The 13,592-nt window shown below is 38.8% G+C and carries 9 protein-coding genes; all 9 read left to right on the top strand.

Features of this window, described 5'->3' with window-relative positions; all coding sequences use genetic code 11:
- Nucleotides 1-86: 86 nt before the first annotated feature.
- On the top strand, nt 87-3,338 hold the full coding sequence (locus tag LHV68_10590; protein ID MCB4792315.1) for a cellobiose phosphorylase: 3,252 nt from the start codon (nt 87-89) through the stop codon (nt 3,336-3,338).
- Nucleotides 3,339-3,440: 102 nt separating this feature from the next.
- A complete protein-coding gene (locus LHV68_10585; GenBank protein ID MCB4792314.1) occupies nt 3,441-5,369 on the top strand; it encodes a hypothetical protein in 1,929 nt (642 codons plus the stop codon).
- Nucleotides 5,370-5,468: 99 nt separating this feature from the next.
- Nucleotides 5,469-7,862, top strand: a complete 2,394-nt coding sequence (locus LHV68_10580; GenBank protein ID MCB4792313.1) for an OmpA family protein — start codon at nt 5,469-5,471, stop codon at nt 7,860-7,862.
- 113 nt (nt 7,863-7,975) lie between these two features.
- On the top strand, nt 7,976-8,728 hold the full coding sequence (locus tag LHV68_10575; GenBank protein ID MCB4792312.1) for a hypothetical protein: 753 nt from the start codon (nt 7,976-7,978) through the stop codon (nt 8,726-8,728).
- Nucleotides 8,729-8,848: 120 nt separating this feature from the next.
- Nucleotides 8,849-9,529: a hypothetical protein gene (locus tag LHV68_10570; protein MCB4792311.1), complete on the top strand. Its 681-nt coding sequence runs from the start codon at nt 8,849-8,851 to the stop codon at nt 9,527-9,529.
- Nucleotides 9,530-9,533: 4 nt separating this feature from the next.
- On the top strand, nt 9,534-10,025 hold the full coding sequence (locus LHV68_10565) for a DUF5683 domain-containing protein (protein ID MCB4792310.1): 492 nt from the start codon (nt 9,534-9,536) through the stop codon (nt 10,023-10,025).
- A gap of 9 nt (nt 10,026-10,034) precedes the next feature.
- Nucleotides 10,035-10,904 carry a hypothetical protein gene (locus tag LHV68_10560; protein ID MCB4792309.1) on the top strand — a complete coding sequence of 290 codons (870 nt, stop codon included), beginning with the start codon at nt 10,035-10,037 and terminating at the stop codon, nt 10,902-10,904.
- Nucleotides 10,905-11,003: 99 nt separating this feature from the next.
- Nucleotides 11,004-12,620, top strand: a complete 1,617-nt coding sequence (locus LHV68_10555) for an AAA family ATPase (protein ID MCB4792308.1) — start codon at nt 11,004-11,006, stop codon at nt 12,618-12,620.
- Complete coding sequence (locus tag LHV68_10550) at nt 12,617-13,477, top strand: hypothetical protein (protein MCB4792307.1); 861 nt, start codon at nt 12,617-12,619, stop codon at nt 13,475-13,477. Before LHV68_10555 ends, LHV68_10550 begins: the two co-directional genes overlap by 4 nt.
- The last annotated feature ends 115 nt before the right edge of the window (nt 13,478-13,592 follow it).

The following is a 13,592-nucleotide window of genomic DNA, read 5'->3' as shown; positions in this document are numbered from 1 at the left end:
GATAAACCTTCAAAAAACAGTAAATTCATGAGAAAATAAAAAAAGTAACCTGAATTTAAGAAAAATATAATAAGAGGGAGAATATAATGCTTGAAAAGAAAGCAAAATATACATTAAGGGAGGACGGCACATTTGTTATCGAGAATTATTCATTCGGAAAGCCTTTTGCCAGTTTTTTACCAGGTATTGCGGGTTTAAAAGGCATACCGATGTGGGTGTTTTATGTAAACAGGGCTCAGGGTATAGCTTCTTTCGGCGTGAAAAGTAAAGATTATGCAATCATGGAATTTAACCCTGCCGAGAAAGCCTACGGTTTGACTGCTTATAATGGTTTTAGGACTTTTATAAAAGTTCACGTCGGTAAAAATACAAAGTTCTATGAACCATTTATAAATATAGAGTCCGAAAGGACTTACGATGTGACACAGAGAATGTATGTAAGGCCTTATGAAGTCATGTATGAAGAAATAAACAATTCTCTGGGTCTCAGAGTAAATGTAAGATACCTTACGCTGCCTGAAGAGCCGATGGCAGCTTTAATACGTATAGTCAAGTTCGAGAATACGGGCAAGAAAAAACTCAAACTTGAAATTATAGACGGCTTGCCAAAACTTATACCTTATTATGTTAATGAGTTCCTTATCAAATCTATAAGCAATACTTCCCGGGCCTGGGCAACGGTCACTAATTTTGATAAGACAGGAGTGCCTTTTTACAAAACAAAAGTTGAGATAAACGACAGGCCTGAAGTCTATGTTATGAAAAGCGGTAATTTCTATTTTGGAAAAATAGAGAAAAGCGGTGGTCTTAAGAACAGTGATATAATAATCGACCCTGACCTTATTTTCGGAGAGGAAACGAGTTTTCGTTCTCCGAATGCTTTTTTAAGGAATGAAAAATTTACGGTCCCCAAAAAACAGCTTGGAGATAATAAATATGCTTCTGCAATGAGCCATTTTAACTTAGAATTAAATAATGGTCAAACTCAGACATTCTATTCCATGGTAGGCCATATTTCAAGCGAGCCTGAATTAAACGAATTCGTTAAAAAGGTAGACTCTAAGGATTATTTTGACAGTAAGGTAAGGGCAAACAAGAGTATTATAGAAGGTATCACACATGCGGTCCATACTGAATCGGCGCTCAAGGAATTTGACCTGTACTGCAGGCAGACTTATTTAGATAATGTATTACGAGGAGGAATTCCCATACTTCTAAATGCCAGGGATAAAGAAATAGTTTTTTATGTGTATTCAAGAAAGCACGGCGACCTTGAAAGGGATTATAATAATTTCCAGTTGTCTCCATCCTATTACTCCCAGGGAAACGGCAATTTCAGGGATGTAAACCAAAACAAACGGAATGATGTGCTGTTCAACCCTAAAATCAATGATTATAATGTCCTTTCTTTTTATAATCTGATCCAATTAGATGGTTTTAATCCTCTTCTGATAAAAGGCTCCACATTTTTGATAAATACCAATAAGCATGATATCGAAAAGATATTGAAGAGTTATATTAAAAATGGCACAAAAAAACTTGTTGAATTTTTCAAAAAACCATTTGAACCCGGAGACCTGCTTTTGTTCCTGGAAAAGGAAGGCATCAGCTTGAATATATCCAATGATGAATTCTTAAGCAGGATATTGGAAATATCCAATCCAATGGATGTGGCTGAACACGGCGAGGCTTGGCATGGTACCGGCTACTGGGTAGATCACTGGACTTATAACCTTGATCTTTTAGAGAATTACCTTTCTGTTTATCCGGATAAAGAAAGAGAGATACTTTTAGACAAAAAAGAATTTACATATTATGACAACCCTTTTTATATTCTCCCAAGAGAAGAACGCTATGTAGAAATAGAACCCGGCAAAGTGAGGCAGTTTGGTTCGGTTATACTTGACAAAAACAAGGCTTCGGTCCTTAGACAAAGAACCTCTCATACGAATATAGTAAGAGAACACAAGGAGCACGGCAAAATCTATAAGACTAATCTTTTATGCAAGATGCTATGTCTTATATTGAATAAGCTTGCTTCTCTTGACTGCGAAGGAATAGGGATTGAGATGGAAGCAGACAAACCCGGCTGGTATGATGCTTTAAACGGTCTGCCTGGTATTCTAGGGTCTTCATTACCAGAGACCTTTGAGCTTAAAAGGATAGTTCAGTTTTTGCTTATAAATCTTGATAAATTCAATTTAAAGCCGGATTATGAGATACACATCCCGGAAGAAATTCACGGGTTTTATGAAGAACTTGGCGGGCTGCTTAATAAGCCAGGAATAGATGCATTCGTTTTTTGGGATAAGGCATCTTTAGCAAAAGAAAATTTCAGGAAAGTTATCAATCTTGGTGTATCCGGGAATGAAAAAACCATTACTTATGATAACCTAAAAGATTTTCTAAAAAATTCCTTAAATAAGCTTGATGATGGGATAAAAAAAGCTTTTGACAAAAAAACCGGGCTTTATTATACGTATTTTAGCTTTGAAGCCGAAGAGTATTCCCTTACAGGAAAGAAAAGCCACCAGGGGCTGTCTCTTGTCAATGTAAAAAAATTCAGGAAAAGGCCTTTGCAATTCTTTCTTGAAGGTGAAGTCCGGTATATGAAGACCGAAACTAATAAGGAAAAGATAAAAACCCTTCATAATGCCGTAAAGAAGAGCGGTTTATATGACAAAGTATTGAAGATGTATAAATTAAATGCGTCTTTAAAAGATGAACCTGCCGATATAGGAAGGTGTACCGTGTTTTCGCCGGGATGGCTTGAGAATGAATCAATCTGGACTCACATGGAATATAAATATGTTTTAGAGATCTTAAGGGCAGGGTTGTTTAAGGAGTTTTTTGAAGAATTCAAAAAAGTCGGCATTTGTTTCCTTGACCCGAAAATGTACGGAAGGAGCATCCTTGAAAATTCTTCGTTCATAATTTCAAGCGCTTTCCCGGAAAAAAACGCCTGGGGAAGAGGCTGCGTAGCCCGTTTAAGCGGTGCTACTGCCGAGTTTTTAGAGATGTGGCTTTTAATTACAATAGGGCCCAAGCCCTTTAAACTTGATCCGAGAGGCAAACTTACATTAGAATTTAATCCTGCTATACCAAAGGAGTATTTTACAAAGAAGAAAACCTTTACATTTAATTTTATGGGAAAAACCCTGGTAACATATCACAATAGCAAAAAGATAGATACGTACACCGATAAATTCAATGTTAGCAAAATAGAGATCGCATGGTATAACGGCGGTAATGACATCGTGAACGGCAGATTAATCCCTGAAGATTTGGCATTAAGGATAAGAAACCAGGAAGCAGAAAAGATAGAAATATTATTTTAATAAAAAAGTCACATATAATTAATAATTTTCCTCACTCAAAGCTATCCTGTTTTTAATTTCTAAACTATTAATTTTAACCACGGTTTCAATTTTGGAGGTTAAATGTTGAAAAAAACATTATTTGTTGTAGTTGGTTTATTTTATTTAGCGGATCCTGCAATATCTTTAGCCGCAGATTTTCAATTATTTGACCCCGGGAAAGAAGCTATAGTGGATTATCAGAAATATGGAGAATTTGAAAATCCCGGTACTAGTAAATATCAGTATAAGATGATAGATACAAAAGGCTTAAAGGAAGCGGTCGGAGAAGGCATATACCCGAACACAAACAGAGTTTATGCAGACCCGGGCTTTAGAGATTTTGATCAAAAAGGCCTTCTTGAGGGCAGTCATTGGGATTTTATAAATACAGACAATTTTAAGGCAAACTTTTATAAATGGGCTGTCGCTAAAGAAGAACCCGGGGTGAAACTCTATTATACCGCATTAGCGCTTGAAAAATCAGGAAATTTTCAACATGCAATAAAAGCCTATTATGCTATAGTGGTACATTATCCCAGGTCAGTAGGTTCTACATACTGGAAAACTCCCTGGTACATAGGGCCTGTGGCCATAGACAAGATAAATTATGTAACACGAGAACATCCGGAACTAAAGTTGAAGTTAGTAAATGCTTCTATAAAAGTCAGGAACAGGTTTGACGATGACCTGAAAAACGATATTTTTATTATAAATCCCGGTAAATTTGTAACAGCGGCAGAGAATGATTTTATAGAAACAAAGGCAGACCTTGTCAAATTAGACATAGCAAGCGATACAGAAGGCGATAAAGTAAGGCTTGTAAAATATTCAAATAATCATTGGCAATTATTGGTTGATAATAAACCCTATCCCATAAGAGGCATGGTTTATTCTCCGAACCTGATCCCGTTAAGCCCGGATTACCCCACTCCGGAAGGAAGGACCCTGAACGTATCCCGCGATTGGATGTTTGAAGATAAGAATAAGGACGGCATAATAGACGGGCCTTATGAAGCCTGGGTGGACAAAAACAAAAATAATAAAAGAGATTCGGACGAAGAGGTTGTCGGTGATTTTAAGCTAATGAAAGCTATGGGAGTAAATACCCTGAGGTTGTACGACCATTACGGCCTTAACAAGGACCTTTTGATGGAGGGGTATAAAAAATACGGATTTATGTATGCGGTCGGCGACATGATAGGGATGTATTGTTATGCCTCCGGTGCAGACTGGTACGTAGGCACTGATTATACAAATGAGAAGCAGCAGAATAATATGCTTGATAGCGTAAGAAAAATGGTTGAGGAATACAGGAATGAGCCGTATATCCTTATGTGGATAATAGGGAATGAAAATAATTATGCTGCTGTCGGCGAAAAAGGCAAATTCGAAGGCCATGGCTGCAGGGCCAAATTACAGCCTGAAGCCTATTATAAGTTTGTAAATAAAGCGGCTCTTTTGATTAAATCCCTGGACCCACACAGGAGGCCCGTTGCTCTATGTAACGGCGATACATTGTTTCTGGATTATTGTGCTAAAAATGCGCCGGACCTGGATATATACGGTGCCAATGCCTATAGGGGAGAACAAGGTTTCGGTTCCATTTGGACGGACGTAAGCGAGGTCTATGAAAAACCTGTTCTTATAACCGAATACGGATGTTCGGCATACCATCATTCCTGGCCGCAGGAAAAATCAGAAGAAGCTCAGGCTAAATACCTTGTAAGTAATTGGAAAGATATGGAAAACAATTTTGCAGGCTTAGGCGCAGGAAATGCCCTGGGCGGATTTTTGTTTGAATGGTGCGATGAATGGTGGAAAGGCGGGCCTGCTACCGACCCGTCCAAACATGATGTAGTCTCCCAGTTCGGCGCACCTTTTCTTGACGGATACAGCTATGAAGAGTGGCTGGGCATAACCAGCCAGGGTGACGGTTCGGACAGCCCTTTCTTAAGGCAGCTCAGGCAGGCATATTTTGGACTTGAAAAAGCCTGGGAAAAATATAGATAAACCCGGTTAAGGATTGTTTTGTATATTGCAGATAGTTAAGGTTTTTTACAAGTATAAATTTATTGACGGATTATCAAAAAATAGGTAAAATATTAAATTATGAGAAAATCAAGGCTCTCTGCAGCTTTGCTAGTCATTTTTATTGCGTTATCAACTAGCTACGCTGTCAATCTATCTACGGAAGGTTATTTATCAATTAAAGGAGATCTGGATATTGATTATTACAGCCACAAACTCGGAGACAATTGGGATTCTTCAAAGGCAAGTTATAAGGGGATAAACTACAACTATACCTATAATCCGTCTTCGCATACAACCAATTCCTGGAGCAATGTATCAGGAGAAACTCTTAATTTAAGCGTAAATTTTAACCCGAATAAATATATAAATGGAGATCTAGGTTTTGAATTCATAAAAGACTACGCTGACAGGTACTGGATGCCTGTAAACTTTGAACATAAACTAAGCCTTGACAATAATAACTTTAGCTGGACCAGTGCCGATATAAGTTATAACAGGGGTTGGTTCCATTTAAATTATTTTCGAGGTATCGGCCATTACCATTGGGGAGACAAAGGAGATCTTTTTAATCTTTATCCGGAACAGTTTGAGACCGACAGGTACCTTAGAGTTTCCGGCCGGCCGGTCCCCGAAGGTTATGGGGCGGTTATCAGGGGAAAACAGAGTAAGTTGGAAATTGTTTATGGCCCTGAAGCCGTCTGGAATTATAGAAAAGGGTATTATTTGAATTATAGTATTAAAATATTAGGCTTAAATAACCACCTTATCTATGTTGACAACATAATACCTTACGGTGACCCGGATGAAAGAATGCGCTCCTTTGAGTTAAGCACGAAATATGACGATTTCCAGTTAGGTTTTTTATATCAGCCGTTCAGGCTGAACAGGGATTATACCTATGTAGAAGAAACCGGGAACTCCCTAGGGTTTCTGGGCACGAACTACTTAAAGAAAACAGGGACTACAAATTCAAGCGATGCTCTGGGCATAAGCACAAAATTTAAACTCCTGCCCGGATTCATTTTTGACAGCATAAATTTACAATACAGTTATTTAGGGCTGGTAGCCGGGAATAAACAGGAAATATCTACTCAATTTGATCGCCGTATATCAAATAATATCAATAGCACCATAGGCTATAAATACAGGAAACCGCTTTTAGGCCCTATACCCCTGGTATACCAGGGTACTGCTTCAAATAAGGGCCCGGCACTTTTTGAACCAAGAGGGCCGGAAAGCCCTTTCTGGGTAGGCTGGAATTATGCTTGGGATAACCGTGAGGCAAGCATATTGTCGTTCACACTCTCTTTTGACCCTACTCCGAATACGCCGTTTTATTATTACCAGCCTAATGTTCTGGATGAATGGAATTTGAACAAAAAAGAAAATGCTAAATTATCTTTTGCGGCAAATTATACTTTAACCAGATACCCTTCTAATACCGACAGGCTGCTTTTCTATGATGAACAAGGTAATATGGTATGGGAACCGTATGGAGCCACAGGCGCATGGCCTACGAATGGGTATATAGGGGCATTTAAACTAATAAGCATAATAAATACGCATAAATGGAGAATATTTTATGATTTAGGTTTCGGGGAAGCTCTTGCAAGCAGCAGCCTGGCATATACTTTGTCCGATGTGAAAGAAAAGCCGATAACTGATTATGTTACAACTGGTATTTCCTGCCAAAACAAGTTTTATACAGTTAAATTGCGATACGGGCAGGATGTCTGGGGCCCGGAACAATGGCACAGTGATTTTGGCGAGGCGATAGATAAATTGTACCAGTTCAGCTTAAGCAGGAAATTTGGCGATTATCTCACAGCGGGAGTCGAGTACACAGGGGTAAAAGAAATAGATTATAAATACCTCGCACCTGAGCTGGGCGATTATGACGAAGTGAGATGTTTTGTAAAGATTTATTTCGGGCCGGTTACCGCATATCTTGGTTCCGAAGAAAAAAAATACAAAGGTGTAGTAAAAAAACCGGTCATAGAAAATATCGCAAAAGATGCAGCAAAACCTAATGTTCCTGCATCGCCGCAGCCTCAGATAAAAAATGTTTCAGAAGCCGCTAAAGATATATTGAAGGATGTCTCGGATGAAATGAAAATAAGCGAAGATTCAAGAGGCCTTGTTTTGACTTCAACAGTGCTTTTTGATTCTAATGAAAGCGAGCTTAGTCCCGGTTCAGAAAGGGTAATGAATAAGATGTCAGAGGTTTTGAAAATAGAATCAAAAAACAAAATCGTTGTTGAAGGTTACACCGATGATGTCGGAAGAGATTCTTATAATCAACGACTTTCCGAGAAAAGAGCTCAGAGCGTTGCAAATTTTTTTATAAATGCCGGTATCGATGCTGAACGTATAGAGGTTAAAGGCTATGGCAGCAAGAAACCCGTTGCTTCTAACAAATTAGAAAAAGGGCGCGAAGCAAACAGAAGAGTGGAGGTGATAATCTTAAAATAACAAGTAAAGAAACAGCCCTAAAAAAACGTTATTAAGATTTTAAGCTTTCCTAATAACTTGAAAGAAAAAAACTGTTCCCGTATTACGGGGATGAAATAAAAGGAGATAATAAGATGAAAAAGCACCTGTATTTGTTAATTGCCGCAATTCTTGTATTCGGCATGTGCGGCCCTGCTTTTGCTGCAGTAAAGAGCAAAAAAAACAAAAAAGAAAAAGCAGCCCCTGCTCCTGAAGCTGTTCAGGCAGCACAAACTTCTACCGCAACTCCTGCAGCAACAACAACTCCAACCGCAGTAACAACTCCGGCTCCGGCGGAAGCGGCAGCCCCTGCTGCATCTGAAACTCCCAAAGTACTAGTTGTGTATAATGATTCTGCTTCAAAAGACAATCATTATGCGCCTACTGGTTGGATGGGCGATTTCGGAGATATTAAAATAAAATCAGATTATGCGGAAAACCCGCACAGCGGAAAGACATGCATTAAAATAACTTATTCAGGTGAAATGAAGCAGAACGCAGGTTGGGGTGGAATCTACTGGCAGTACCCTAACGGCAACTGGGGCACAAATAAAAAAGGCGGATTAAATCTAACCGGCGCAAAAGCCCTTACTTTCTGGGCAAAGGGAGAAAAAGGCGGAGAGATAATATCAGAATTTAAGATGGGTGGTATTACGGGAGAATACGGTGATACGGATTCAAAAAGCATAGGGCCTGTTACTTTAACAAATAAATGGGAGAAATACAGTATTAATTTAGTCGGTGCGGATCTGACGAATGTTATCGGCGGATATTGCTTTGCAGCATCAAAAGATGACAACCCAAATGGCTTCACGATTTATTTGGACGATATTCAGTACGAGTATTAATTCTGGAAGTTATGCAGAAAAATCCGCAGCTCATGCAGAAAAACAAAATACTTCATGCATGATCCGTGGGTGTTTTAGTTGATTATCAGTACATTTAAGACTGATAATAAAATGGAGTTTATGCAAAATAAAATCATTTTGTTAATTATATTCATTTTTTTTACAGGGTGTGAAAAAAATCCTGTTAAAAAACTTATAAACCCCGCTGATTCAAACGCTATAGGTATCTGGGATACGAACGGAGACTGGGTAATCTATGATGACGAAATAAAAACGGGTGGTGCGATTTTATTCTTTAATTCTCTTGATAACCAGGTGCTGGATTTTAACTGCCGCGATAATCCTCATAGCGGTTCAAAATGCCTTAAGTATTCATGGAACGGCAAGGATGTGTATGCCTACGGTGCAACTCCGGGCTTGGAACACGATTATTGCGGTTTTAGCTTAACAGCAAGTAAAGATGTTAACAGCTATCTGACAGCTACAAGAGACATTTCGGGCGGGACTTATACAAAGATATCCTTCTGGGCAAGAGGGGATTTAAACACCTTTGTTTACCTGAGGCTTGAAGGGAACAACGGAACCGATACCTCCTTAAGCGGTACTGATGCCTGGATGAGCTCTGATCTTGCGCCTGTAACTTCCAGCTGGCAGAAATATGAATTCAATATTACAGGAAATATGACAGCCATAAAAGATTTTGTAAAGATCGTATTAAAATACAATGAGGGCGTGTCTCCTAATACAGTTGTGGGTAATGGCGGGACTGTATTTATTGACGACATTAAATTAACGCATTAATTTTATGAAAATAAATTTTAGAAAAATCATTTTAGCTGTTTTATGCACAACTTTTTTTTCGGGCATGTCATTTGCAGGGCAAGTCATAATTGATATAAGTAAAAAAACTCCTGCAAATGCAGGGATCCGATCCATGTTTTTTCCGGGCTGGGGCCAGGTTTATAACAATCAAAAAACAAAAGGCTATATAATATGCGGCCTGGCACTGGCAACTTTTGCCTATTCGTCTATGCTTTATGTAGAAGCAGATGATGTCTATACCGATTATGCAAAAAAAGGTATTAAAAATGATCCGTTGTATTCGGATTATGAAACTAAATTCAATCAGGCAAAGAATGTCTCTTACTTTGGCATCGGCATTTGGGTTTATAGCATAATAGACGCATTGGCCAACGGCGGTAATTCCCAAAATAATACCGTCCTTGAAAGAAAAAACGGGTTCTTTCTCGATTATTCAAGATCGGGGTGTTCTTTAACCTATACAAAGAAATTCTAAAGGTTTTAAATGAGAAAACTTATAGCATTTTTGATGATATTTATATTTATAGCGTCTGCATGTGAAAAAAAGAGAGACCGGCTAAGTGATAATACTTTTTCTATTGCCATAGACCCTGCTACAGCGGTAAATATATATTCCGGGAACTCAGTAAATTTAAAAGCTGTGTGTAGAAGTGCCCAGTCTAATGATGTTAATGGTAACCCTGTCTGGAGTGTAGATAAAAATCTAGGGACGTTTACTCCGTCAAGCGGAAGATCTACGGTCTTTAAGGCAGGCAGCAGCCCTGGAAACGGCAAGATATATGCATCCTATAGTTCTGTGGTTGCTAATGTAGCTCTTAATGTAACGGCAAGCTCAGGTTCTACTGCAGGATCGTATATAATATATTCTGACCAATTTTCTACAGACCTGAGTGCGCCGGGAACATTTGACGACGGAGTAAGCTTAATAATATTAAGTGTAACATCTCTTTCCAGCGAAGGCCTGCAGGCTTTTAAAGCCGTTTTTTCAGTTGTAGCAGGGGGCTATACTGGATGGTTTGTATCAGAAAATACTTCAAAGGACATGTCGGCATATTCAAGCGGGTACCTGCGTTTTGATATAATGACTGATTATGATATAGAGATTGGAATACGTTCTAATAACACTAATAGCGGTACTAATTCAGCAAAGAAATTTATATCAAGTTATGCAACACCTAACGGAAGTTCTTTTCAGCCAGTTGCGATACCTATCAGCGATTTAAAAGCCGCTGAACCTACTTTAGATTTATCACAAATGAAAGACATGTTTATAGCATCTGCGCTTGGCTCACATATAGGTGCTCAGACAAATAGGGTTTTTATAATTGACCATATACGTTGGACAACGCAATAACTGATATCAGACTACAGACCGCAGACCACAGACTAAAGTCTTAAGTTTTTAGTCTCTAGTCTGAAGTCTCTGGTCTGTAGTCTGATTTAGGGAGATAAAATGAGAAAAATTAAAGTTTTTTTTATGGAACACTGGGTTATGATTGTTGTAACAATAAGTGTAATTTTACTTGTAATCCTTGCAATTGTTGGCTTAAATTCATTAGAATCGTTTTATAGGAATCTGACACTTGCTACCATGCCTATACAGCTTCTGCTTGCCGGAGTAAATGCATTTATTTTTGTTTTTTTCTACCTGATGTTTTTCAGGGACGGTTTTTCCAAAATGAAGAAAACAAAAATTAGCACACAGGATATTAATATAAAATTCAAGGATGTAATAGGGCTTGAAGGGGCCAAGAAAGAAGCCCTGGAGGTTGTGAAGCTTCTTAAAGACCGGGCAAACGTCAGGAAAATCGGAGGAAAAGTTATCAAGGGGCTGCTTTTGATAGGGCCTCCGGGCTGCGGAAAGACATTGCTTGCAAAAGCTATAGCTACTGAATCGGGTATTCCTTTTTTGTCTATGGCAGGAAGCGAGTTCGTAGAGATTTTTGTAGGGGTAGGAGCATCAAGGGTGAGAAAACTTTTTAACAAAGCAAGGCAGTATGCTTATGCAGAAGGCGCATGCATTGTATTTATCGATGAACTTGATGTAATAGGAAGGGAAAGGACTTTTTCCTATATGGGAGGGGGGCAGGAGACAAACAGCACGCAGAACCAGATACTTGTTGAACTTGACGGACTGGACAGTGCAAAACATAATGTTATAGTCATAGGTGCTACAAATGCCTCGGAGGACGTTCTGGATAAGGCTATGCTCAGGCCCGGTAGATTTGACAGGAAAATATACATAACCTATCCTAACCTTCCTGAAAGAGAAGACCTGTTCAAATACTATCTTGCCAAAATAAAATACAATGAAATAAGTGTGGACATAGGCAGGCTGGCAAGAAGAACAGTATATAAGTCGCCTGCTGACATAGAAAATATAGTGAAAGAAGCGACCTTGATCGCCACAAGGAATAAAAAGGAAGCAGTTGATATGGATGACCTGTCGGAAGCTATGGACAGGATAGACCTGGGGCTTGAAACACATCTTAGGATGACTCCTCAAGAGAGAAAACAAACCGCATACCATGAAGCAGGCCATGCCGTTGCTCTTTATTTCCTGCACCCTACCGATGATGTTTTTAAAGTGACTATCAAATCAAGGGGGCAGGCTCTGGGGATGGTCACGCATAATCCAAGGGAAGAACTTCACACGTTCAACAGGGATAAGCTGGTCGCTGATATAACCGTTGCAGTGAGCGGGTTTATAGCTGAAAAACTGTACTGCGGCACGACATCGACCGGAGTATCTTCGGATTTTCAGAAAGCAACAACCATAGCACACTCAATGGTCTGGCGGCTGGGCATGGGTTCAAGCAAGATAATAGGCGATTTTACTGCAATACCCGAGTCTCAAATATCGAATATGCTCAAAGAAAAACTAAATGAGGATACACTAGCTATTATCAATGATTCGTTAAAGAAAGTTGAAACATTCCTGAAAAAAGAATGGAAGCTTGTTGAAGCCCTGGCAAACGAGCTTTTGGAAAAAGACGAGCTGGATTATGACAACATTGAAGCCGTATTTAAGGTACACGGAAAGCAGAAAGATCCGTCACAACTGTTATGACAAGTTTAAAAGATATAAGGATTATCCTGTCATTTATATTTGCTCTTGTTTTCATGTTTAACGGGTGTAAACCATCTTATCCAAAAGGCCAGATAGAGGAATCTTTAAGTAAGGTTTTGAAAAAAGAATATAATATAGACAGTAAAGTTGTATTAAAGACCAATACTCTTTACCTGGATATAAATTTATTAGGTTTGACAAGTACAGAAGTCAAAGCGCTTTCTGATGTTCTTAAGACCGTTCAAAATGCAATGCTTACCATTACAAGGATAGCTTTAAGCAGCGATGCGAAAGTAGAATACATGGTAGTAAACGTAAAAGACCCTGCCTGGAAGCTAAGCTTAAAGTTAGTTCAAAGGATGGATGACGTAAAAAGCCTTCTTTATCAGAGGATATCAAGGTCTGATTATGAAGGCCGTTTTATTTTGGAGATAAATAAAAGTGATAATTTCGAGGCCGGCGAACTTGAAAAAAACCCTTTATCGATGAATGAGTTTATCGGAAGGCTGATAGTTTCCCAGGTTAATATGGTAAACCGTACAAATCCTTTTTTATCAGTACTTCTAAATAATTCTCAGCTTTATTATAAGGGTTTTGACAATAACGAGTTAATCATCGGGATAAGCGGGTATTTAGGGGATAAGACCTTGCCTTTTTTTAAATCTATGCTTGTTGATAAAACAAAAGAAATTATTAAGAAGTATAAAATAATGGATTTAAAAACAATAAAGATAGTGACTGACAGCAATCAGCAGACCGATGTAATTGATTTAACGACCTATAAAAGCTCTTCAACGCTGTCTAACTTTCTCACAAAACAGCCTGCCTTTAAAAAACTTAAAAAATCAAAAAACTAGACCATTACCCCTAATAGAGGCTCTCTCTTAACTGATTAATCCCGCGCTATGAAATCCCCCATCTCCCGATGGGGGATGAATGCGGATTGGAACCGCGGGAGGTCGCGAAATTTAT

Source organism: Candidatus Liberimonas magnetica (assembly GCA_020523885.1).
Taxonomy (GTDB): Bacteria; Elusimicrobiota; Endomicrobiia; order Endomicrobiales; family JAFGIL01; genus Liberimonas; species Liberimonas magnetica.
This window is presented reverse-complemented; position numbering and strand designations above follow the sequence as displayed.